The 23,616-nt window shown below is 38.7% G+C and carries 18 protein-coding genes; 3 read left to right on the forward strand and 15 right to left on the reverse strand.

Annotated elements, in window-relative coordinates:
* Positions 1–63: 63 nt before the first annotated feature.
* The 6 genes from A9237_RS00255 to A9237_RS00280 all read right to left on the reverse strand — a co-directional run bounded on the left by A9237_RS00255 (position 64) and on the right by A9237_RS00280 (position 6,463).
* Positions 64–2,109 (reverse strand): hypothetical protein, encoded by a 2,046-nt coding sequence (locus tag A9237_RS00255; RefSeq protein WP_078607045.1) that lies wholly within the window; start codon positions 2,107–2,109, stop codon positions 64–66.
* Positions 2,110–2,556 (reverse strand): hypothetical protein, encoded by a 447-nt coding sequence (locus tag A9237_RS00260; protein ID WP_078607048.1) that lies wholly within the window; start codon positions 2,554–2,556, stop codon positions 2,110–2,112.
* The gene (locus A9237_RS00265; protein WP_078607050.1) at positions 2,557–3,717 is read right to left on the reverse strand and encodes a hypothetical protein; all 1,161 of its coding nucleotides are present in this window, start codon (positions 3,715–3,717) and stop codon (positions 2,557–2,559) included.
* Complete coding sequence (locus tag A9237_RS00270; RefSeq protein WP_078607051.1) at positions 3,705–4,631, reverse strand: ComEC/Rec2 family competence protein; 927 nt, start codon at positions 4,629–4,631, stop codon at positions 3,705–3,707. The genes A9237_RS00265 and A9237_RS00270 overlap by 13 nt, the downstream gene beginning before the upstream one ends.
* 379 nt (positions 4,632–5,010) lie before the next feature.
* A complete protein-coding gene (locus A9237_RS00275; protein WP_078607052.1) occupies positions 5,011–5,628 on the reverse strand; it encodes a hypothetical protein in 618 nt (205 codons plus the stop codon).
* A 13-nt stretch (positions 5,629–5,641) separates the two neighbouring features.
* A complete protein-coding gene (locus A9237_RS00280; RefSeq protein ID WP_217349276.1) occupies positions 5,642–6,463 on the reverse strand; it encodes a DNA/RNA non-specific endonuclease in 822 nt (273 codons plus the stop codon).
* 233 nt (positions 6,464–6,696) lie between these two features.
* On the opposite strand from A9237_RS00280, the gene A9237_RS00285 reads away from it, so the two are divergent.
* The 3 genes from A9237_RS00285 to A9237_RS00295 all read left to right on the forward strand — a co-directional run bounded on the left by A9237_RS00285 (position 6,697) and on the right by A9237_RS00295 (position 10,715).
* Positions 6,697–8,010 carry a hypothetical protein gene (locus A9237_RS00285; RefSeq protein ID WP_078607056.1) on the forward strand — a complete coding sequence of 438 codons (1,314 nt, stop codon included), beginning with the start codon at positions 6,697–6,699 and terminating at the stop codon, positions 8,008–8,010.
* Entirely contained in the window at positions 8,010–8,618 is a 609-nt protein-coding gene (locus tag A9237_RS00290) for a hypothetical protein (protein WP_078607058.1), read from the forward strand. The genes A9237_RS00285 and A9237_RS00290 overlap by 1 nt, the downstream gene beginning before the upstream one ends.
* Positions 8,619–9,638: 1,020 nt before the next feature.
* Positions 9,639–10,715, forward strand: coding sequence for a hypothetical protein (locus tag A9237_RS00295; protein WP_078607060.1), 1,077 nt, complete (start codon positions 9,639–9,641; stop codon positions 10,713–10,715).
* A 73-nt stretch (positions 10,716–10,788) separates the two neighbouring features.
* Here the strand turns inward: A9237_RS00295 and A9237_RS00300 are convergent, their stop codons facing one another.
* From A9237_RS00300 to A9237_RS00340, 9 genes are all read right to left on the reverse strand, one after another.
* Positions 10,789–11,439: a hypothetical protein gene (locus A9237_RS00300; RefSeq protein WP_078607062.1), complete on the reverse strand. Its 651-nt coding sequence runs from the start codon at positions 11,437–11,439 to the stop codon at positions 10,789–10,791.
* A complete protein-coding gene (locus A9237_RS00305) occupies positions 11,429–14,083 on the reverse strand; it encodes a phospholipase effector Tle1 domain-containing protein (RefSeq protein WP_237358418.1) in 2,655 nt (884 codons plus the stop codon). The genes A9237_RS00300 and A9237_RS00305 overlap by 11 nt, the downstream gene beginning before the upstream one ends.
* A gap of 267 nt (positions 14,084–14,350) precedes the next feature.
* Entirely contained in the window at positions 14,351–14,761 is a 411-nt protein-coding gene (locus A9237_RS00310) for a hypothetical protein (protein WP_078607066.1), read from the reverse strand.
* A 31-nt stretch (positions 14,762–14,792) separates the two neighbouring features.
* The gene (locus tag A9237_RS00315) at positions 14,793–16,571 is read right to left on the reverse strand and encodes a hypothetical protein (protein WP_078607068.1); all 1,779 of its coding nucleotides are present in this window, start codon (positions 16,569–16,571) and stop codon (positions 14,793–14,795) included.
* Positions 16,572–16,659: 88 nt separating this feature from the next.
* Positions 16,660–18,765: a hypothetical protein gene (locus tag A9237_RS00320; RefSeq protein WP_078607069.1), complete on the reverse strand. Its 2,106-nt coding sequence runs from the start codon at positions 18,763–18,765 to the stop codon at positions 16,660–16,662.
* Positions 18,766–19,995 carry a tyrosine-type recombinase/integrase gene (locus A9237_RS00325; RefSeq protein ID WP_167371674.1) on the reverse strand — a complete coding sequence of 410 codons (1,230 nt, stop codon included), beginning with the start codon at positions 19,993–19,995 and terminating at the stop codon, positions 18,766–18,768. It abuts the gene before it with no gap.
* A 196-nt stretch (positions 19,996–20,191) separates the two neighbouring features.
* Positions 20,192–21,922, reverse strand: coding sequence for a response regulator (locus A9237_RS00330; RefSeq protein ID WP_078607073.1), 1,731 nt, complete (start codon positions 21,920–21,922; stop codon positions 20,192–20,194).
* Entirely contained in the window at positions 21,912–23,099 is a 1,188-nt protein-coding gene (locus tag A9237_RS00335; RefSeq protein ID WP_078607075.1) for an FIST signal transduction protein, read from the reverse strand. The genes A9237_RS00330 and A9237_RS00335 overlap by 11 nt, the downstream gene beginning before the upstream one ends.
* Before the next feature lie 113 nt (positions 23,100–23,212).
* The gene (locus A9237_RS00340; RefSeq protein WP_078607077.1) at positions 23,213–23,569 is read right to left on the reverse strand and encodes a hypothetical protein; all 357 of its coding nucleotides are present in this window, start codon (positions 23,567–23,569) and stop codon (positions 23,213–23,215) included.
* Positions 23,570–23,616: the final 47 nt, after the last annotated feature.

Consider the following 23,616-nt stretch of genomic DNA (forward strand, 5'->3'; position numbering starts at 1 on the left):
CTAGGCATCTGTCATGATTGTAAAGATGCCTATGAACAAAATAGATAAATTGTATAATTAAGATTAATCTAGCTTACGAATACATTTGCTTTCGTTCTTCTCGTCGATATCAATGATCTTTATCTTCTGAGATTCAATATGACCGAACAAATCACCCAGTACACGTACATCCACACCTTCATCAACGAGTTCAGCGTTATCATTTGATAAATTTTTAGAAATAGCAAAGATTGTTTGTTTTCCATGATGAGCAGCCGTATTCAACAGTTTCTTCATACTAGTCATTTTCATTGCATGTTGACCCGGTTCGTCAAATAATACAAATCCGGGATGATTAACAGAACAAGTAGATAACGATAAGTAGTAGGCCCATTCTGACCTTATAAAGTCGCTCGCTGAAGAACTTAATCGTATCGGCTGAGTGTTATAAGTCGTGGTTTCATTGTCAAACATTGCTATAAATGGAAATAGCTTTGCTGGATAATTATCTCTTATTTTAACGTAATTTATTTTATTGCTTTTATACTCAAATATACTAAGAAGGGATTTGAAACGAGATTCAAACTCTCTAATCTTGACTTCGTCTCTATGCTCAACACTCTTCAAATCATCTAAGAGTTTTTTGTTTGCTAAAAGATTAGTATTGATATCCATCATCTTACGAATGAAAGCATCAAATTCAGATTGAATCTTTTTAAACTCAGTAACCTTCTGTTTTAGATGAATTTCCTTATAAATTTGTGAGCGCTTTATTTCGCTAGTAGTGTTTATGTCGTCCGTGATTAACCGTAGTTGCTCTTTTTGCTCTTCTAAGTTTTGCTGGTAGTAACCAAGAGATGCTTCTAGCTTTTCGATTAATTCATCAACATTTTTTAGTTGTGTAGAATATAAGCTCTTCTCAGTTTTCATAAACGAGAGGGATTTGTCTATATCTACCCTTTCCTTACATATATCTTCTGGATTATCTAGATTTGAGTCACAAACTGGGCAACTATTGATACGTTGAAAATCATTGAAACGGCCAACCTTTTTAATGCCCGAAACATTTTCTAAATCCTTATCCAATTTATTTATGATTTTCTTATAGCTATCTCTATTATATTTCTCAGAGATAATTTTGTGCTCAATTGTTCTAATTTGCTTGTTAAGATTTCTAACAACTGTTAAAAACTTACTTTGTTCGTCTGTCTTTATGTCATTAGTTTCTAATGCAAGCTTCCTAGCCAATTCATACTCGGATTCTAAGTGGGTTTTGTAATCAAGAAAAGGTAGAATCCCCTCTTCAATCTTAATGAATAACTTAGCAGCAATATTTTTGCTGAGTATAGGCTTATGTTTGTCAGTTAACCCATCAATTAATATGTTATGTTCAAATAGTCGTTTGGAACATTGGTTATATTCGTTTTTCCACGAAAGTTTCAGTTCTGATTGTTGTGCTTCAAGCAAGCTCTTTTGTATATCACTTGTTAGACTTTCCAGACCCAAAGAATGTTCAACTACTTTAGTCTTTACGTCTCTAATGCCAAAAAATGGTGATTGTGCAAGGAAATCTGACCACCCTCTAGTTTGTTCTATAAGGCATGTAGACATAACATTCTGTAAGTAGATAGACTTAACTGTATTTCCCTCATCGTCTTCGAGATAAGGTAAATTAATATCCATAAACTGTTTTAACCAGTTATAGAAGCCATCATGACTCTCATGATCTCCAGTAGAGTGGATAAACAGAGTGGATTTTCTTTCACCAGTATCGACTAGCAATGTATTATTCTTTTGCCCCGGAGTTCGGCTAATTCTACGTCGAATTTTTGCAATATTACCAAGAGAGTTTTGAATTGTTAGAAAAGCGTAAGACTCAGAGACATAGTATGTATTCTCTAGGATATCAAACTGTTTCCAGAGGCACTTATCTAGTATATCGGATTTATTTCCACCTAATAACTGCTCCATACCAAGACAATAATAAATGCATGATAAAATCGTACTTTTACCACTTGAATTATCCCCTAGAATCACATTAAGGTTATCGTCAAAATCATGACTGAACCCATATTTTTCAAGGCTGTTTTTTGTTCTTATCTCACAACTAACGTTTTTAATCTTAATCATCTAAACTAACCGTTGCCTATCTATTTTTGATACTGGTGTTTTGCATAAATTTCTGATTTTGCTCACAGCATCGTTGAATATTTTATTTTCGACAATATTAACGTACATCTCATTTGTAAATTTTGTCTTGCTAATCAGCACTTTTCCTTTATTAACTTTGACTTCCCATAATTTATTTGCATCACCGTAAATGATGTGCTTTTTTAGGTCATATATCGGCCAACTTGGTATTAAGTCTTTTGTTTTGTGTCCAAAATCACTAGGAAGATCGTTGATATAAGCAGAGAATACAAACGACAGTTTATTATACGGAGCGTTAGCTTGTTTTTCAGTACACTCGTAAATGATAATGAGTAGTAAATATATCTGTATTTCAAATGAGTTAGCGCTAGATAATATCGTGCTTCTTTCTGAGAGTTGAACTATTTGTTTATCTATTTGATCCATTTAGTTGTTTGCCTCATCGATAAATGCTAAATCACATATAAGCAGCCATTGAGCAATATCTCTATTACTTACTAAATTTGATTCGACAACAGACGCACCTTTTTTAACCAATGTGGATGACATCGTTGATTTATGTCTATTACAAATGTTTTTATATTTTTCTGATGCTTCTTTTCGAGTATTAAAATATTCAATCATAGAGTCGTTTGAAGCAACCTTATAAGCGCATTGATAGGCACTACTCAAATCTAATCTAGCTATCGACCAGTATTCCTTTAATAAATTACCACTAAGATAATTCCAGACAATTTTCCTGCGCTCGTTGTCTACAAAATCTTCGGGAAACAAATAGCTTGTTTTTTTATTTAATTGCTTAACTTCCCTCTCGTTAGAGTTTGATGCAATCCAACTATCTATAGTGGCATCGTTTACTTGATTTGTACACTTATCAAGTATTTCCTTTAGGGCATTAGTGTCTTGACTTAACTCTAAACAAGACGTCACTTCTACATCATTTAAAAATCTATGGAGGTGCTTCGTGTTTGTAATTTGGACTAGTCCGTCAGAGAGGCTAACGTTTGGAATCGAATCTATTATACCTGCAAGATAAAGTTTATCTTTAGCACAATAAAAAAGCCCAGAACCAGATACGCCAGCGTAAGCTGAGGCCCCTACGTCACCATTTTTGATATCATGAAAAGTGTCCTTTTCTACCCGAATATAATAACCATAGTCATTGAGCGGCTTATCGTTTAACTTGTGAACAATAACTGATTCTTGATCATCCTGAATAGGCTTAACCACGAGGCGGCAGTTTTCTATGAGTAACTCATTGGAAATCCTATCGCAAAATTTGATGTCGATTAGGTTAATATCTTCTATTGACTTACTTTCAAGAACTAGTATCGAAACCTCACATTCTTTTGAAGTTTTTATATCACCGATTACATCCATCACAACGAAAGTTTTATTATCTATAACCACTTCTATGATTGTTTCTTTATCTAGATTTCGATCAAAATCTACTCCGTAAACAACATGCCCACTAGTTATAATGTAGTTCTTACCTTCATGTAAGAATGGAACACCACTTCCTACGAATTCTTCATCTATAAATATATTAGAAGATAAAACATTTGAATGGACGTCTATTTCAAACATGTTTTCGAAATCTCTTGTTTCAATATAAAATTCAAATTGCTAAATTTTTTACTACTTCTCTTTTCCAACTTTCTTATGATGTCATAGTTAAAATATATATCAAAATTCAAACCTAACTCTTGGGCGCGTCGGTCAAGCATATCTAAAGTTTCATCATCGGGATGGTTGTAAACTCCACCATTCGTAGATATATAAAAGCTTGAGCAATTCAAAATTTTTAATAGAGACTCCGTAGTATTGTGCTTGCTTCCATGGTGAGATAGCTTTACAAGATCTATATCAAGACGGTTATCTTTTGAATAGCCACCATTTATAAGATAATTTTCAATTACATCCGGGTGTGAGTCGCCTAACAGAAGTAATTTAAACTCTTCATGGCTGCATATAACCGATATAGAACTACGATTAATGATATCTCCATTGTTTTTCTGTCTTTTTGAATATGTCAACTTGTCATCTTCGATTATTTTACTAGCATTCCAATTTTTATGAAGCTCATCGATATCTTCTTCCATAGGTGACAATACTTCTATTGCGATATCGCGAATCTTAAAGCGTTGACCTTGTGCTAAGGGATTCATACTCCGGGAGTGTTTTTCAATGATTTTTTTAAAACTGTCTCCGTGGTGGTACGCAACCTTGGTGCCACTATATCTGGATGCCAGATCTGGGTGATTCATATAGAAATCTGTATTTGCTAAGCTATGCTTTGTCGACTTGAGAAATTGTGCGATTCCTCCAATGTGGTCATTATCAACATGAGTCACGATTACAGCGCTAATCTCTAGCCCTTCAACTTCTCGTTTGATATCTCCAGAAGTGGAAGGCATACCTCCATCGATAAGAAGTGCGTAGTTTTGGTGAGTAATTACAAATGCATCACCTCTATATGCTTTGAGAGCTTTAAATTTCATGCGGGACTTTATAAATATGCAACAATGCTAAATTGCTGATAATTTAGCATGTTTAATCGAAAAGCGGAATACTTCTGCCACACAAGAAAGGCAAATCAAAATTGATTACTAGTGGCTGTTATTTTCGTTTTGTGAGATAGACATCAGGATTTCTGCCTGTGAAGGTATAGGGGTGATAGAGTATAATCAAGATGACAAGTTCATCTACTTATCCATCTAAACGACTCTCTAAATTGTAAGCTATCGTTGTGGTTAACTTAATAGCAATCTACTAGGAATAGTTTACATAGAACACACAACTCCGTATCAATTGCTTGAACTTCCAACATCGTTGATGGATTGTAGTGTGGAATTGTGTCTAGCATCGCTCAAACTGTACTTATTTATCATGAACAGGAATCATTGACTTCACGTTATATAGAAAATTTGTCCAGCCTTCAGACCCACCTGAAATAATCCAACCAGTTAATACGACATCGATACTATCAAACAGCATTATATGTATTGGGCTCGCAAACTGACTAGAGTCTTCGAGACCACCGAGTACTCTCACCGCACCGACGGACGCGAGGCTACATCCAACCAACAGAGAAGCAACTAAGCACATTCTTCCCGTTTCTGCTGAATAGTCATTGACTACACTAGTCCAGACTCTAACTCTATCTTTCAAGGCCTCGTCTGTTGGGTTCACCGCTAGTTCATCTTGCGCTCTTGATAGTTCATTTAAATACTCAGATGAAGTACGCCTTCTAAAGGTTCGTTTGAAGGCTTCAACAATCCTCTCATTAACTAGAATAATAAAACCAATAAATGTTATATGTGCTATGAACGTATTGTCTGAAATCATTCCTAGGTCAGTAGACATTGTTGTTAGCCCAAAGTGACTTGCAACCATTGCTATAACAAAGAATACCGCTGACAACTTTATTATGCTGTACAAATATTTGTTGCTTGTATTATTCTCAAGCTTGCTTATGAGTTCAGTCTTAGTTGCCATATCAGGTGTTTCCTCAGCCAATTCTTTGTCTACAATGTGAGTTGTTCTTTAGTTCAATCTGCTTAGGTTTTTTTACACGTATCTTCAATAGTTCGAAAATAACAGGATTATAGTAACTCTCACCTTCTCCCTCTAGTGTTTGTATTAGAGAGTCTATTGTTCTTCTCGATTGAGATAATGTTTTTGCTGTAGATTCATCCTTGTTACTCATAACCCAAAGGTCGTAAGAGTTTATTCTATTGAAAAATATTAGCTTCCATAGGTAGTCAGGAGTATTTGGTAAGCCGTGGCTTACAGAGTAGTAATCATTACTTATGTCGTTACCGTATATTACACCAGCATAAATAGTGAGTGAGCCATACGACTTTTCATCTCGAAAACATTCCGTTAGAGATTCCGTTTTTTTCCAAGCTCCATTTCTATTAAATGAAGTTGCCTGAGGAACCATGTTTACCATCACGTTAGTTTCCAGTGCATCTACGTAGCTATCGTCAAAATGGTCAATCGCAATAAGGTGTCCTACATCATAGCCTTTATGATGCGATGCATATGTGCTGTCAGACCACTGTTGACACGCAAGCTCACTTGCCGTTTGGTCTAGGAAATAGTTTCTGTTCGACGTATCTTCCGAACCACTATCTGGCCCTAGTTCTGCTGTTGCTAGAATAGCTCCTCTCTGTCTACATGCCAGCCAAACATCAAAACGTTTATAGCTACAATACGCAATGTCGTTTTTGGCTGCTTTATAGCAATTAGCATATGAACTGGAGCTAAGACCAACGATAGCTACTGCTATTATAAAATGTATCAAGTTAATATCGCCCCTCTCAGCCACTGACGTGTAGATATCCAGTTATTGATATAGTTGCCCTCCAAAAGCTAGTTTAGATGTAAAAAATTACAAATATCGTTTCACATTATTGTGCTTGGTGTCTGATTTAACAGATCAAATTGCATAAGGTTTTAAAAGTTTCCTATATTCATACTTGTTACATTCAACTGAAGAATAAGAAAACACTATCGCACGTAACTCTCATTGCACGTCTTATGGTAAATAAGGAAGGTATTATGACAATGTCTTGGTCTGAACTAATAAGTACAGTCGGTGGTCAATTAGATGATTTCAAAACTGAAAACGGTTACTCACTATTAGATCCAATTGACATTAATGCTTTCGAAGCAGTCAATGCTGCCGATTTTAGTCAACATGTAAAATTCAAAAAACTACAACTCGAGAAGAACCTTAGCGAAGCAATTTCGTTACTGGACAGGTGTACAGATAGCCGTAAATTAGCCTACGAGATACAAGAGAATTTTTTTAGAGTGGTACTATCTACTTATAAACAAAGAAAAATACATGACGAAACTTTAAAAGAGATAAACAAAGGTCTTTTTACCATTAGTTATGAGTCTGGCAAATTTGAATTAGAGAGAGTAACTCAGCGTAAAGATTTTATTGAGCAGTTGTTAGAAAACTATATCGGTAGCACAGATACTATCGAGTACGAGAATTTAAGATTCGAAAGTGAAACAATTCAAGCGAAGATTGAATTACACAAATCCCAACAAATATTGGAAGAAGTTCGCAAAAGTACTATCGAAGCTAAATACAATACAGAACTAGATGCTCAGAAAGTCATTAATGGTAGGATGGCGATGGATGGCTCCCCTACAAATTACAAAAAAAGGTTCGATTCAATCAAAGAGCAGTTTGATGTTGATCTAGCTAGTGCATATCACCGCTTACTATCTGTTAGAGATGCTGTCACTCCGATATATGGGATTAATTTCGACCAACAAAATGAACTAAGCTTACCGTCTTTTCCGAACATTACGCCGACATCATTAGATAGCCTCGATAAGTTGAAATCTTGGACACGTCAATTAGTCTTAGTTTTACAACAGCGGCTAATTTCCGACCAAGATATCGTGATTCGTGTTTCGATTAAAAATGACTGCACTATAAAAAAATCAGGCTCAGAAACAGGCGGTTGGGAACAAAGCTCTATCGGGAGCGGCCTAATTCAATTCACAATGCCCGACGATTTATTTAGTGGATTAGACTATGTCCGTATGAGAGGAGTCTCGGTTGGAAGTAGTAAAAAATCATGGCGTGTTAAAATTGAACCGCCTTCTATGTCAGTTGATGACGACGATAGGAGTATATATTTAGGTAGGGTATTACCTTTTGGAAACGACGGTAAAGGCGGTAAAGACCAAGTATTTCGTGGCTCAGCGCTGCACAATGTCGACCCAAGAACTGAAATGTGGAAGCTTCAAGTTATAGGCAATTCGTTAGATAGTAATTCTCCTTTTAGCGATACTGAGGAGACTGATTTTTATCTCGACCTTTATCTATCAGCAATTGTGGGTGAGCAGTAATGACTCAATTTCTAAATGAATACAGAAAATCGCTAACCAAATCTCAGCTGTTTCTAACAAACATTACTGAACAACCGATTCAGACTCCCGATCGATGTCGGTTAGTGGGTGAGACAACAAAAATCAGTCCTCCAGACAAAGGCCCTACAATAAGCGCTAATACAAGGGGACCTCAACGAGAATACAGCGAAGCCGAACTAGAACTCATATCAAGGCAAGACGAATATAGAGCCGCTCAGGTGTTCTTTGGACCTATGTGGAATGTTGTTACTGAAATATTTACAGGCGGAACAAAAACTCAGAAAGACCTTATAGACTATGCAATTGATATCTTTAAGGGGAAAGCGAAGGAACAAGTAGATGAATACATATTAGATAATCTAGTTAAGCCGGGAGACAATACGTCAAAAGAACAAGAAGCAACTCCAGGCTCTCCTGTAAATCAAGAGGAACATCCACCCAGTTTAAAACCTGACCTAGCAAGGGAAGTCATCATTGAGAAACTTGATAGTCGCTTTCACATATCCGAAGCGTTCGAACATACTCGACCAGAACCTACCCCGATGCGAGGGGATCTTATCGGAGGCGGCAAACAGATGTACGCTTAACAGAGATAGTTTAAAAAGGGGTCCATTAGATAATTTTTGAAAGCTATCTGTATCAAACTCGGCCTGCTCTATCCGTTGCCTACTTTGCGATAAGATATTTCTCAAATAGTATTAGCGTACGACTACTTTCCCCATACTAATTTGATATCCTCAATATTTTTATGAATTGTGTAAATCACTTGTTCTTATTAGTGTTTATTCATTGGCTCCAAATCACCCAAGCAAACGTTCGTTAGAGAGACTAAAGGCAAATTTAAAGTAACTGGTTTGAACCAACTTTATGTTTCTGAGAAATGAGAGCCGAGTATCGCTTGATGCTGACACCTACTACATGAACCTAACATATGAATCAGGTAATTTCTTATACTGAAAAGCGTGTATTTATGAAGTTAAACTTGGTTCATGAGCTTAAAATTGCGTATTGAGCAACCCTAAAAGCAGCGTAGACAAGAAGTTAACGAAGATTGTGGGTTATGAATTGAATGAAAACCCAGAATAGTTAAATGAAGTGTCCACGTATGCCAATTCTTCTCTAGTTTGGTCTCCTATCCCTCTCAGATTTTAAAATACAGCGCTTTTTGTAGGTGTCATTAAACATAATGGTGATTTACCATAAACACCCCTGATATTAGATGTTAGAAAAATCCTTAGAAAAGCCTTATGGTAACTGCCCTGAAAGCTACTTTTCTAATTTAACCATAATCTATTTACCATAAACTACGTTATCAGAAGAACTATTTAACTAAAGTTAAATAGTTCTCTACTAACGTTTACTTTAATTTTCAATTAGTTATACTTTAGCCAGCAAGAGCTTTTGTATTTTTCTAACAACTAGATCTTTTTGCCATTTATTATGTTTTCAAGCTCGGTTTTCCTTGAAAAAACTATCAAGATATAGCTTCGTGTTCTGGCGTAACCAACATCACCACAAGTAAAAGTAAGAACCCTAATATTTAGAATTGCCTATATATGACATGGATGGAATAATAACCACACTAAAACCATGATAATAGGTTAGAAATGGAACTAAAGGAAACTTATGATTTGGCTGTTTGGTTTGTAGAAAACGAACAACGGGTAGCCTATTTAGGATACTTAGATGATAGTATCAAACGCATTACTTCTGCTTCTGGCATTCCCCAGGAGATGAAAGACGAAATATATGACTCACTATTAGCTACAAGCACTGACATTTCTACGAAGGCACTAACAAAAGCTCAGAAATCTATGCTCGTAAAGCTCAACGTTGATCAACTATTAGGTGAAGATTCGAAGAACCATTATTCGAATATGTTTCATTCGGGACAATCCTTGCAGTTTATCGTACAGTCATTAGGTATGGCGAAACGATACATTCAAACTGCAAAACAGTTATTTACGGTTATGGTTCAAACAATACCTAAAATCACAGATACTGAGTCCGTTCTAGTCGATGAGGCAAAAACTCTGAGTGATGGTGAAGCTTCCTTAAGAGTAACTTTTCAAGGTGATGCTTCTATTTCTGATATGGCAAAGCTTAATCACTGGGCTAAAACATGGTTTAGTATCAGCCGAGGTTTTGCGTTAGCAACCCATCGCTCACCTGAAGACATCCGTATTTCTGGCGCAGGTAATGGTTCCATCTTCTTTGATATTATTGCCAATATTGATACAGTAAATCTTATGACCGAGGCTATAGGAAACCTTTTAAATGTAGGTGTAAAGCTCGGTGAATTGTATGTTGTATACATTGGCATCCAAAAGTTAAGAGAAGAAGCTAAATCCGAAGAAGAGAAAGTTGCTTATGAAGGTTCTGAAAAGGTTCTGAAAGCCCAACTAGAAGCCAAAAAACAATCTTTGTATCAAGAGATGGCTGAGGAAATGCTACGTAAAAACAAGGCTTCTGTTGAGCACGTTCCCGCACTGGCAAAAGCAATAAGAGAGTTAGATCTATACCTTAAAAAAGGCGGAGATATTGCTTGTTTGAGTTACAGAACAGACTTAACTGAGGGTGATATCGAGTTAGAATTGTTAGAACACAATGTGAAGCAAATTCATAACAATAAACAAAGACTCCTTCTGGAAGATAAATTAGATCCTCATAACGAGCAAGAATAGGCTCAAAAAGCCGAACCCATCGCTAAGGTTCGGCTTTTCATTAGGCTTTCTAATTTGTGTTCAATGCTGCGCTCTAAGGTGTCTTATCTGCAAATGGGCTGTCTGACACTTCACCTCTGCCTTCATAGAGAACAACCACTGTTGAGTTCTTATGCTTGCTATAAGGTGCTACTTGAACCCACCCGTTAGGGTCTGCTCCCTCTCTAACCGTGCAGTCATCGTTTATTTCTGGAGTACAACCATAAGCATACAAAAGCAAGACCCTATCATTATTTACAAGAAGCTTCATGACTGGGTTTGCATGATGGTTCTTGTAGTAATGGTTCATTGTTTCTATTTTTTGTTTGGCAAGCTCACTGTCTATCACATCATCAATTCGAAACCATTTAGTATCATAATTCTCATCAAAATTACCCCATTCTGGCTTCCAACGCTTTTGCCACTTTTCACGGGATGAGCCGCCACCAACTCCATTTTCCCATTCGCCTTTTATAGCGCTAGGGATTCCTATGCCAATGTCTGCGCTAGCACAACAACCCTGAACGCTTCCATACGCAAAGTTTGCTCCTCCACCATATGTATCACTGACCCACATATCACGAATAAAATGAGGACCACCTAAAGTCCCTGCATTGCCAATGCTCGCAACTGAAACAGGCTTACTCTCAAAGCAACCATTAAGTAAAAAGCACATGCTTACAGCAATTAAAAATCTATACTTCATTATCAAATACCACTCGCTTGAGTTGGTTTCCTTCTTTCGTTACCGCATTAACAAGACTGTCCATTGCAGTCTCACACCCTGCGTTGATGAGTGCATCATGAGGACGATGTATCCATTCCTTTCCATACTGGCTAATCTCACCTTGCCAATGTATCGGTGCAATGCTTCCTAACGGTTGAGCTAATAACTTTTCGTTCAACGTTTTTAAAGCCACGTCACATCCTGTCAATTGATTAAAATCTTGCGGATAGGCGAGCTTTTCGTCATCCCAATTCACACCTGCGACCTCTGCCTGCTGTTTCATTCTTTCTAATGGCAAAGCCGAAAGAGCATTGCTAATAGGCTGTAACTCGTAATAGTAAAGGATGCCATTCACCAGTGTCACAACACCATATAAACCCTTAGTGCTGCATTCCAAATTCCAAGCGTCTTGAGCTTGCTTGTATAGGCGCTCGCTGTATGCAGCGGCTCCATAAACATTCTGTTGTGCTTGTATCTCTTGCCTTATGGATTCTGTTTTTATTAACTCACGATTATAAGTTGCAGACAGAGGCATTCCATACCTTTCAGGTAAACCTTGCTTTGCATACTGCTCTTTTGAAGGATAACCGCCACCAATGTCTGTGTGACAGCCAGCAAAGACTTCCTCATAAAAGTTAGAAGGTAGAATGCCATCGCTAGGTAGCAGTGATGTTAGAGGGAAGTTCTTTCTGTATTCGTGATGGGCGCTTATCTGGAATACACGCTCCGCACAACTAGTATCAAGTCCTAGTTCAAAATTACCTTCATCGTTGTTTCCAGCGAGATAGAACGAGCCTACGGTATCGAATAGCCCAACAAAACGAACGCTACAGGTGCGCGTCTCGTCAGGATAGTAACCATGTTTAGGTTGGCTACTGATATCATCTTGGTGTGCTAATAAGTTCGGGAAAACTTCACCGAATGCTTCACCATCACGCGGCTTGTTATAGTCAGGTAATCCATCTTTAACGGCATTAACAAAATGGCGAGCTAAAGCCGCTCCGCGACTAAAACCAAAGACATCAAACTCAATATGAGTTATCGCTTCGTGTTTTTGCTGACGGATCAAATCAGTGATAATTTCATAAAATTGCTTTATCCAGTTTTGCCACTTGTAAAATGCACCTGTATCGTCAGCGACAAGGTTATAAGCCGTATCAATGAACGTCGATGTTTTCTCTAAATTATTGGGGCTTACACCAAATGCTTGAGCTAAAGCGATTTCATCTTTTCCTTCATCTATCAAGGTTGGATTTTGCCACGCCCCATCCACAGTCCCGACCCCAGCAACATAAATTTTATTGGTCTCATCATCTAATGGGTAAATTTCAAATAGCCGTGCCACATTGGTGCGTGATTTCACCCCACGTGTTTCTTTGTAAAGATCATTCAGATGGTTTTGTCCAGTACCATCAAAGAACACCCCAATCCGTAGTATTTTTTCTTCGATTTTTTTTACATTGAGAACTGGTGTTGTCTGAGAAATACCTTGAAGTTCAAAGATGTTTTTCATTGACGAAGAAAGCAGTGGCTGATTGTACTTCCCCCATGTATTACCTAATACATAGCTCTCGCCAACTTTTATCTCCGTTAACGGAGAGGGAGACTCTTTGATTTCTTGAGTCTTATCGACAACATCCGATTTTTCAACAATAAGAACATCGCCAGCTCTTAAAGCCATCGGATCTTGTTCGAATGATGGATTTAATTTGAGGAGTTCTTTCGGGCTAAGGTCGTAATACCCTGCAATGTCACTCCAACTTTCATGCTGTCCATTATCCTTCATATTCACTTTATGCGTTTGAATTTCTTTGTCAGCGGTATCGTTGATGTCAGAAAGAGCTTCTCTTGGTAGAAGAGGCTGTTGTAAAGAAGAAACAAGGAGAGCTGTGTCAATCAGTGTCGCATTTTCGTCGAGCCAAACCATGCTCACTTCGCTCAATTGCTCGTTGGTCAACTTACCACGGGAATAGAGTATGTGTTGTTTCTCTGGTTCTTTTCCTTCAACTTTCACAGGAACCAGTAGAGAACTAAAAACCTGATCGCTTACAGGGGTGCTAGATATACCATCAGACGATGAAGATTGAGTAATACGCCATCCCCACTTTCCGTCACCTAGTATATCGAGTTCATACAACAACTTACCTTCGTAGAAGTAGTAATAGAAACCATGCAAAGCCCAACCTAATTTAGACTCGCTCTCTAGGGATGGCAACAAGGGAATAAACTCAGCATTAAAGTACCCTGAGCCGATAGATCTTGGCGTAACGTCAAAGGATGTGCTGATGCCAAAGTTCTGATGAAACTCATGAGTCAGCTTTTTTGACTCTTCGACATGACACTCTCCTGTGAGCACGGTATACCTTGCCGAGTCTAACGCCTCTTCAGAGCGCCAGCGTTTAATGCTCTCCTCATTATCTGACTTACTAAGAGAGAAGACACCTAATTTCAGGCTAGACAGATCGGACTTTGGTGCATAGATCTTAATACGGCACTCAAACCCCGCTACAGGCTCAGGTTCAAGCGCTGGGGTTGGAGTTGGAGGAGCGAGAGGGACATCATCTTGAACTGGGGCATATCCAGCACTTGTTAAACGTTTCGGCTTAGGGAACTCTATTGGCATATCATATACTTTCAATTCAAAAGTACATTTTACCAACAGTGCATAAATCACACAGTAAGCAAGAGGGTTGTTTTGCTATGCAATCTGCTTGATTCCTTAGTTATTTTAACTGAAAAAAGATAAGCGCAGGGCATATTTACAGAATATTTAATGCTCTTTAACTCCTAAATCGCTTTGTTCAAAGTAAAGTGAAACTTCGAACCCTATTATCACCCCACTCTATTGAGGCACCAACATCCCCTGAGAAGTCTTTCTGTAACTCCTCATCTATTCTTTCTCTATTTTTTTTACGCTATTTGCTGCACCAATGTCGTCCATAGCTCTTCTATGTTGTGCCTTATGCAGCGCCCAAGTGAGGTTTGCTATCGTATCGGCATGTTCCATACGTTCCACTTTAATCTGTTTTTTTAACTCTGAAAGTTCAGCTTGCACTTCACGTTTGGCTTTTAGAGCCTTATTTTTACTGTTCTTCAAAGTCTCGGTTCTAATTTCTCTAGCGGTTTTCTTCTCTGGCTTGCTCGTCTTAAGCTCACATACCTCTTCATATAAGTCAGTGTAATAACGTAGAGAGCCGTTCGATACGCCAGCCTTTTTCTCTACAGCAGACGGATTGATTTTAGCGCCGCCTTGCTTTAGCTCTTCCAGTGCTGCTCTTAGTTTTTTTTTATTTCTAGTCATATCACCAATCCTGTTACAGATTTAGTTTCTTTTACGAAGGCGTAATAACGAACTCAGTGAACTCAATATTGTGTTTCCTCATTACATGCTCCGCCGCTCGCAAGTCGCTAAGCTCACGACCTAACGTGTGTTTGTTGATTGTGCTATTTGCAAGCATTTTACTGATAAGTTTCACGCAAGCATCATGCAACTTCTTCCAACGCTGAGCCTCTTCTCTCGTGATGCTTAGGTTCTCGCAACCATTAGATACGCAAGAGCTAGGCTGAAAAACATGTGATACTGAGCATTTCTCATTACCAAAGCACCGACCAAACCCTGTAGAACGTGACGCTGTATGGTTGTTTTTCTCTAAAGAGGCAAACTCCTTATCAGTTAAAACTCTTGGCTCCCCTTCAACCATTAGATTTTCCGCAAATCCTCCTGACGCTGCACCAGAAACCACTTTAGACAGGTACTTTTCGTTATAGGTTTTTCGGCTTGCATCCAATTCCCTCAACAGCTTGGGGTCTGTTTTTACTTGCATCAAAGCAAGTACATCACTAGTCGAGGTGTATATCATAGACATGCCAATGAAAATATGTTTCAACTGCTGCTTTAAGGCACCTAAGCAAGATAGATCGTTACCTACAGCAAAATGTGCAAAGCTTCTGCGCCAAGTATGGTTAATGAAATTCCAGTAGAACGTCCCGTCTTCCCTTAACTTTCGTGGGTCATTATTGACGTTACTGTTTAGTAAGTTATAAGAAGTATCCCATTCTCTCTTATACTCTGGCTGCAAGTGTTGAGCTTTGAATTGAGTAAGGCAGCTATTTAGATTGGACTTATTTAGATTAATTATCCCCAACTTATTGTAATTAGTTGGCAAGTGTTTCCAGTCACCACCATTCGCTAATCCAATGACCTCTATTGCCTTTTCACAAATTTCAGCACAAACCCAGACATCTTCTCTAACAGCCCCTTGCTCCAATTTCACCGTGGATGAATTCAGAAGTGAAGTGGTTACCCCTTCAAAATCGACCGTTTCGTAAGAAGCCTCGTGTAAAAACACTGCTTCACTCACTCGCATTCCACTAAACGCCATACATGTTGTATAGCCTAAACCAATGGCAACCCTGCGAAATTCCACAAGATCTAGTGGCGAACCCATTTGTCCAAGTTGAGGCTTGCCGTCACTGGTGAACTGTAGGTGATACCACTCGACTAATTCAATTAATTTGCCGAGCGTTTGTCCATATAACTCTGGGATAATGGTGGGATGGTTGCCTGTGCCTCCATTTGCTAATTCCTTAGCCAAAGCGTTACGGTTCTGGATCGGAAAGACTAGTTGCAAGTTCGAAGGCAAGAAGTCATTAGCATCGCTTAATGTCGTATAACTTGTTAGATGCCCCTCGCATGAGGTTTGAGAGTATTTTCTGGATCTCAGGTACTCTTTAACCTTCTCAAAGAAAATCGGGTGCGCTAGTGCTGCTAGCGTATCAGGCACCACTTCCCAATTATCAATGATATCCTTTACAAGCATTTGGCAGAGCCTGATTGCCCTGAGAGTCACGTTCTTTTTTCTGAGTTTCGAGGTGAATAGTTTGTCATTCGAACCATATAGCAGGTATGCTGATCGAACCTTTAAATCACGATAAATTGGGATGTCTTCATACTCAGGTTTCCAAGACACATAATATACAGACGCATCTGAATGATCTAAGTTATATTCTTCGAATGACCATTTTCTAGCTTTAAATTGGTTAATCGATTCCCCGCCATCGAGGATGCAATCTTTACCACTGTACAGATCTTCGTAATTAAGTAAGGACATCAACTTTCCTGTTGTCAGTATTGTAATGTATTAAGCAAAACTACAGCTTTGTCTAACGAAATATGTGTTTTGTTTAGGTGGCGAGCATTTAGATATCCATCTTATCTAATACGGCATACATCCCATCCCAAAGCGGGTGCAAGCCTTGTTTATCAAGTTTCTTAATTGCCGTCGCTAATTTTTTTGGAGTGAGTTTGCCTTTGATAATTTGGAGCTTTCCCTTCAATTCACCCTGCTTTTCGATAAAGTGAGCGAAGCTAACATGGTAATTAATTGAGTCGTTTAAAATAGATTCGAAAGAAAGCAGTTTCCAGATGTCGTTCACTTCATCTACAACAGCAAAATTTGCGCACCCAAAACACTTGATGATGAACCCACAGCCCATCAGCTTCTTATCTTCATCAGAAAGCAGCGGGTTCCTGTCTAGGCTCTTTTGAAACTCTTTGCTTTCAGCGGTTTCTAAACCTTTACATGTGCCACCGTTCTTTAGATCAGCCACTCCAGATTCTTGTTTCTCTTTTTCGTCAATAATCTTGGGGTTATAAAGGTTCTTTCCCTCTTCAACAGCAATGCTAATCTTTATTCCTCTTGCGTGTTTTTCTAGCGCATGAGCTGTCTGGGTCATTTCCTTGTGTGCCGTTTCATTACTGACCTTCGAGTAGTTGTATCCACGATGGACTGATAACCTATGTCGCCCTGCAATAACTCCGCTAGCTTCACCTCGCTGAGATGAAATCCTGTGAATTACTGATGAACGTAATCGTTGCAGATTTAATTTGTATTTAGAGCGCTTGTTAAGTAGCCCCTGTAAAATCCGATTTCGTTTAACTAGTTTTGTAGCAAAAAGACCTACATCATGTGATGAGATTTCAGTCGCTTCACTGCCATGCAGGTAAAACAATACTTGCTGTGACTGAATGCCAAATTTCTTCTTAGTTTGCTCAATAACCTCCATCAAACGCACCACAAGGGTTTTTGAGCTTCTTCTCGCAACAAAACTGTTGTAGTCATTTGACTTACTAGAGCGATACTTAATAGCATTAAAAACAAAATCTTTTGAGCCGAGTTTTGAGTACTCAGTGTCGAACTCTTCATAAATCAAAGAATTGAGTTCAGCAAAGGTCATCGCTGTATAGACCGTCAGCAATAAGCATGAACAAGAAATGAAGTCGTTAAAATCCTGCTCATAAGACATGGTGTTATTGCAAACTTGTTTATACAGACGTTGATGCTCTGGTATCAAAGCTCGAATAGTCGCTATCCAAGAAGTGTCATCGTAGTTATCGGTTTGTAAATCGTTTCCGCCTGTTTTCAGTTTGAACCTATCAGCCCTCAGTATTTTAGGTAGACCAATTAGCTCGAAGCCAGCACTTAAGTAAGCTTGCTTTCTTTCGATACTTTCTGGCTTTATCTTCGCTCCCTTTGTCATCTCATCGTATAAAGACGCTATAAAAGATTGAAAAGACTCTTTATTGTAAAACTCAGGACGCTTTGTAACCTCGTTGTTGTATTGGATTAGTTGCTTCAAAGCACCAAGGTAAGTAACCTTTGATGCGTCCCTCAGAGGACTGTCATGAATGTGTTTTGCGTATTTTTGAAGCTCAGAGTCGCTGATAAAGGGGGAATCAAAGTCTTCTCGCAAGTCGATAGTTACCAACTTATTGTTGGAGTTTTTCAACTTTAATATTAATGGGTGAAGCTTTGAAACGTTACTCTCCGATGGCAGTTGAGCTTGCTCGCAGCTCAAACCTAGGGATTTATGCTTTGCCTTGTACGAGCTAGTTCGACGCTCTGTATTACCCAACGGTACTCTTTCCGATGGTGTTGCTTCAAATTTTCGCTTACGCCCCTTCCGCTCAGATACTAAGTGAGTAATCTCATCCCCAAAGTTAATCGAAGTGAAAAACTTTTTTAGGTTAGCTCGATATACTCGCTTTCCGCTGTCGCCAGCTTCCAATTGCTCATTGATGCTTAATAGGTAGGACTTAACATTCTCATAGCTTAGCGGTGGTGCTTGTTCGTCTGAGTGTGCAATCAATCGATTGAGGGTCTGCCTTAGACCAGTGTTTAGTCTAGGTTCAAACTCTTTCATTGATTCATACAATATGATGATCTCACTCTCATGCAAGACACCTTTGTAATCCACCATGAGATCAACCGTTTTGTTCCCTTGAATTACTATTACTTTATCCACTTATGCTATCCATAATTCATTGTTGTTCATGATTTTTTCAACCAAATCCCCCATAACATCAATCATCTCTCTGCTAGCCTGATTACCCGTCCAGTGAGTTAGATAGAGCTGTGTTGTTGATATATTGCTGTGTCCCATCTCTTCTTTCAAAAGCACTAAGGCTTGGCTATAACTAAAGCCATGATCTAGTAACGTGCTCATTTTTCGACAGCCAAATGTTACTCGTAAGTGATGCCAAACGTGATAAAACCGTGGATCATCTTCGTCCATAATTTTATTTGCGATAATCGACCAGTAACGGTTGATTGTATTGGGATTGTAAATCTCACCCTCTCGATTTAGCAGGGCGGGATGGTCGCGTTCACTCTCAACGTCTTCTAATTCAAGCCAAAGACTCAATCTTTCTTTGTAGCGAAGGCTGTTGTGATATTGATTAAAAAGCTGAGCGATTCGAAAAGGAATAGAGATATTCCGTTCTTTTCCGTTTTTGGTTTTAACTCCAGTTCTCCGACCTATTGATATATCGGATAAGGTTTCGCCTTCAAAACTTCTAGGGATCGCTATGTGGCGCTTTCTAAGAGTGATTGATTCAGTTCGCCTCAGTCCACTAAAAAGGGAGAGAAGCATCGCTAATCGAGCTTCGAGTGGGATCAGTGACAAATGTTCGAATATGTACTCAATATGCCTGTCACTAATAGGTCTTAACTTTGTTTCTTTGCTTAGCTTCTTTATTGTGCAATCAGTAATATCTTTGCCGTATGCATTGGTTCCAGTAATTGCGAAGGGCAGTTGATCGATGTAAAAGAACTTCTTGAGAAATTTATAAAAACCTCGAATACATCCTAAGTAGTTGCTAGCAGTTTCATCAGTGTAATGCCCGTTATCAACATTTGCTTGCAACACATTTCGATAGGAGAAAATAGGGTTTTTGTCATCATCCACATGCAAGTGTTCATCCCACTTTAAGTTATTTTCATGCATGACTTGGAAGAAAGATTTGAGTGCTCGCTCAGTAGGAGATATGTCTTTTCTATTAACTGAAATTCTGAGGTATAGGAGGTAAGCGTTAGCGATGAATATTGGTTCATTATCATCGTATAACAGTTTCAACCCTTGATAGTTAACTGGAGTGCCATGAGTGGATACCTTAGCCTCACCATTTTCATCAATGATTGCTTGTGTATCTTTATAGATCGGAATTGTAGGTGAGGTTTTGACTAGCCTTAGCATTTTTCTCTCCATTGAAGTCACTGTGTAACAATACAGCACCTGGAGAGATTACTCTAACTATTTTTCTAACTTTTATGTACGTTTTAGAATTGCGTCAGTTTTCTAAAACGGATTTCTAAAGATGACATCTAGGGTGCATAAAATACTTAATATAGATCTTAATAATCTTACGATTGTTAAGATCTATATTAATGCGCTACGCGAGTTCTACTAGTGATTGGATTGCTTCGTAGATATCTTGTCTTCGTACTGGCTTCGAAACAAAGCCGTCCATGCCAGCTTTCATACATGTTATTTTGTCACTCTCAAGCGCATGCGCGGTCAAAGCAATGATTGGTGTGCTGATTCCTTTTTGTCTGATCAACCTTGTTGCAGTTATCCCATCCATTACTGGCATTGAGACGTCCATTAAAATGATATCGATACTTTGTCGTTGTTCTTCCAAGAACGTTAAAGCTTCTGCACCATTACTGGCGATAAAAACGTTATGCCCAAGCTTGTTTAAAATAAGCTTAATGACTAGTTGGTTTGATTCTGTGTCTTCTACGACAAGAAGATTCATCGCTTTTGATGGATGATTTTGCTCTATCTTTACGGGCCTTTCTTGATTATTCCTGGTTAACACCGGAATCCTGATTTTAAAGTGTGAGCCAACGTTCTCTTCACTTTTTACGCTGATTGTTCCGCGCATCATCTCAACCAGATGTTTGGTTATAGCGAGCCCCAAACCAGTACCACCAAACCTTCGTGTTATTGAACTGTCGCCTTGATGAAAAGCCGTGAAAAGATGGCCAATCTTAGCTTTTGGAATTCCGATGCCGGTATCAGCAACAGAAATCATGAGCTCGCTATCTTTTTCAATCACAGAGATTTCGATGCCACCAAAGTCAGTAAATTTGCTTGCGTTGCCAATCAAGTTAAAGAGAATTTGAGACAAGCGTGTTGAATCAATCCAATATTGCTTGTTTTTATCAAGGTTACAATCGAACTCAAAACACAAATTCTTAGCTGTAGCCACTTGTTTTTGTTGAGAAATAATAAGGGTTACGGCGTCACTTAAATCAGTCCACTGTTCATTCAAATGAAAGCTACCAGACTCTATTTTTGACAAGTCGAGAATATCGCTAATGATTGCGAGAAGCAGATCAGCTGAGCGCTCCATCTGATTAAGAACTTCTGATTGGTCTTCGGTTAAAGTCGATTGTCTCAATATATCGAGCATGCCTAAAACCGAGTTTAATGGAGTTCGAATCTCATGGCTCATCATGGCCAGGAACTCGGACTTAGATTGGTTTGCTCTTTCCGCTTCTTCTCTTGCTTTTGCAAGTTGCGAGGTGCGGACTTCTACGATACGTTGTAACTTTTCTTTAGTTTCAATATCGATAACAGCCCTTTCAATCAAAGGCCTGAAACGTCGGAGCGTCTCTTTGTTTTCAATACTGAAATGCCCTTTTTGAGCGCCGACAAGTATGATGATCGTTTGCGTTACTTCAGACCTAATGCCACTTAAAAGCATGGAACTTACCTGACTTTTTATAAAGGAGTTTAGGCTCTCAAACTCCTTTAAACGCATCGGTTCGAACAGCAAAATACACTCGCCATTAAGCGCTCGCTCTGTTGCGTTACCTTGTAACCAATTCACCCTATCAAATACACTATTGGTTGATAAAAGAGTCTTGAAACTTTGGCGATGGCTGTCACGTGTGATTACGATAAAGTCATCAAAATCAATGTACTTTTTCAGAACATTATTCAGCCCTGAAAAAATCTCATGCCGGTTTCTTGCTTCACTCATTGCGGAAATTGCAGATAAGATTGCTTTGTTCTCGTCTGCTAGTAATTTCTCTCTTTGCCTCGCTTCTTTTAGCTCGACAAGTGCCTCTTGTAACGCTTCTTGTTGGTATATCTCTAAATATTTATCTTTCATAAGGTTTATGGAAAATTGCTGAAGATATCATCAAGTTTCCATGTCCATTTTCGCCACCTATAAATCTTCCTTGCTCACCAAAAGTAAACGGGCAAATAAAAGGTAGGTTCTCTAATTCCTGGTTAATTTGTTCACAAACACTATTAATATCCTGCTTTAAGTGCAGCATAGGACCCGCACAAAAGATATTGATCACCCCTATTTTTCGAGACTCTTCTAACTTTTGATTAAAAGCCGCGTTCACTACTCTCGCCGCTCTAGCTACGAGGTGCTGGCGACTTCCTTGCATGAGGGTTAACACTTCACCTTCTTCAATATTTGTGAAAAGCTCGATACCACCCTGCTCTGTTTCTCTTATTGGGTGAGACAGTTTGTAATAAGGCCGTTCGTAAAGGTGTCCTGCAATGCGTCCCAAAGGGTAAGCACTAGAGTTTGTAAATAGGAAGCTCTGCTCATCGGATTGCGTTTCTTGATGATTGGTCCACTTACGGTAGACATCTAGTGCGGGTTGGTTGTCTATTTCTAAAAGGCAGCGCCCTTTCGTTTTTGTTGCGACGCCAGTGATGCCTGTTGGTGAGTGCCCTGCACTAAAAGCGATGTCAACTGGTTGGGATGAATAGAATAGTGTCAGACTTACGCCGTTCTGCTCGTATCCTTGTGAAGTGATTACAGACCAATTCCCTTTAACATTATTGTCGGCTGACGAACCACCAATAATGGGAACCAAAGTGCCAAAGCGTTCATCGATACATTCAATAATTGATTCTTCATTTCCTGGGGTTGCGTGAAGAAGGATCAGATTCGGTACTTCACCTACTCGATTCGCATGAAGAAGCGCCATATTAAGTGCGTAATCAACGCTTGTTTCTATATTATCCCCATAGGTTGCAATGCCCGTCCCATACGCGTGTTGACCGGAATCATAAATCGCAAGTACGGCAATAACAGGTCCTTGATGGTACCCATGATTGGTCATGATCGCTTGGCATGAGCTAGCTCCGTGAACGGTTACCTCAGGAAAGAGTTCAACGAACGCGTTTTGGATTTTTCTGAAATCATACTCCTCTGTGTAATAACAGATGAGATGGGATAAGTTGTCCGAACTCAACTCAGAGCGAAATTTCTCTATTGCTAAACATTCATCGGTAATATGAGTAAATAATGATTGGCACTGCATACGGTTTTATTATTGTTTATCACTTTACTGTTATACCATTGCGAAAATTAAGCGCTAGGCAAGAAAGTATTAATTGCACAAAGAAGATACAATTATCTCGCGTCAGATCTGATTTATAAATGAACTCGGACAATATTTTCGTTTATTTTGAGATTAATTGCTTTTGTCTCAGAAATAGCGCTCCAATCAATCTCCTTATATTTATCATCTAAGTTAATAAAATTGCCAGATTGATTTAGATCAATTTTTACACTATCAGTTTCCAAGCTTTCAATCGAAAATCCTTCTGAAGCCTTGTTTATAGTGATCTTTGCTACCCCAATTGTTACATCACATCGCTGTTTTTGTGAACAATCGACCTCTCTATCTTGCTCATAAGTAAAGGTGCGCCAGAAAAAGGCACCGATTAAAAGACTGAGCATGATTAAGATTTGTGCAAGTCTTGCCTTTGTTAACTTTTGTGCAGCCATAATTCCTAATATCCTTGTTACAAACTTCAAACTTTTTAAATAAAAAA

Source organism: Vibrio owensii (assembly GCF_002021755.1).
GTDB lineage: Bacteria > Pseudomonadota > Gammaproteobacteria > Enterobacterales > Vibrionaceae > Vibrio > Vibrio owensii.

Excerpts from the sequence above, each read along its gene's own strand:
- A9237_RS00255 (WP_078607045.1), bottom strand. The coding sequence starts at position 2,109 with ATGATTAAGATTAAAAACGTTAGTTGTGAGATAAGAACAAAAAACAGC.
- A9237_RS00260 (WP_078607048.1), bottom strand. The coding sequence starts at position 2,556 with ATGGATCAAATAGATAAACAAATAGTTCAACTCTCAGAAAGAAGCACG.
- A9237_RS00265 (WP_078607050.1), bottom strand. The coding sequence starts at position 3,717 with ATGTTTGAAATAGACGTCCATTCAAATGTTTTATCTTCTAATATATTT.
- A9237_RS00270 (WP_078607051.1), bottom strand. The coding sequence starts at position 4,631 with ATGAAATTTAAAGCTCTCAAAGCATATAGAGGTGATGCATTTGTAATT.
- A9237_RS00275 (WP_078607052.1), bottom strand. The coding sequence starts at position 5,628 with ATGGCAACTAAGACTGAACTCATAAGCAAGCTTGAGAATAATACAAGC.
- A9237_RS00285 (WP_078607056.1), top strand. The coding sequence starts at position 6,697 with ATGACAATGTCTTGGTCTGAACTAATAAGTACAGTCGGTGGTCAATTA.
- A9237_RS00290 (WP_078607058.1), top strand. The coding sequence starts at position 8,010 with ATGACTCAATTTCTAAATGAATACAGAAAATCGCTAACCAAATCTCAG.
- A9237_RS00295 (WP_078607060.1), top strand. The coding sequence starts at position 9,639 with ATGGAACTAAAGGAAACTTATGATTTGGCTGTTTGGTTTGTAGAAAAC.
- A9237_RS00300 (WP_078607062.1), bottom strand. The coding sequence starts at position 11,439 with ATGAAGTATAGATTTTTAATTGCTGTAAGCATGTGCTTTTTACTTAAT.
- A9237_RS00305 (WP_237358418.1), bottom strand. The coding sequence starts at position 14,083 with ATGCCAATAGAGTTCCCTAAGCCGAAACGTTTAACAAGTGCTGGATAT.
- A9237_RS00310 (WP_078607066.1), bottom strand. The coding sequence starts at position 14,761 with ATGACTAGAAATAAAAAAAAACTAAGAGCAGCACTGGAAGAGCTAAAG.
- A9237_RS00315 (WP_078607068.1), bottom strand. The coding sequence starts at position 16,571 with ATGTCCTTACTTAATTACGAAGATCTGTACAGTGGTAAAGATTGCATC.
- A9237_RS00325 (WP_167371674.1), bottom strand. The coding sequence starts at position 19,995 with ATGCTAAGGCTAGTCAAAACCTCACCTACAATTCCGATCTATAAAGAT.
- A9237_RS00330 (WP_078607073.1), bottom strand. The coding sequence starts at position 21,922 with ATGAAAGATAAATATTTAGAGATATACCAACAAGAAGCGTTACAAGAG.
- A9237_RS00335 (WP_078607075.1), bottom strand. The coding sequence starts at position 23,099 with ATGCAGTGCCAATCATTATTTACTCATATTACCGATGAATGTTTAGCA.
- A9237_RS00340 (WP_078607077.1), bottom strand. The coding sequence starts at position 23,569 with ATGGCTGCACAAAAGTTAACAAAGGCAAGACTTGCACAAATCTTAATC.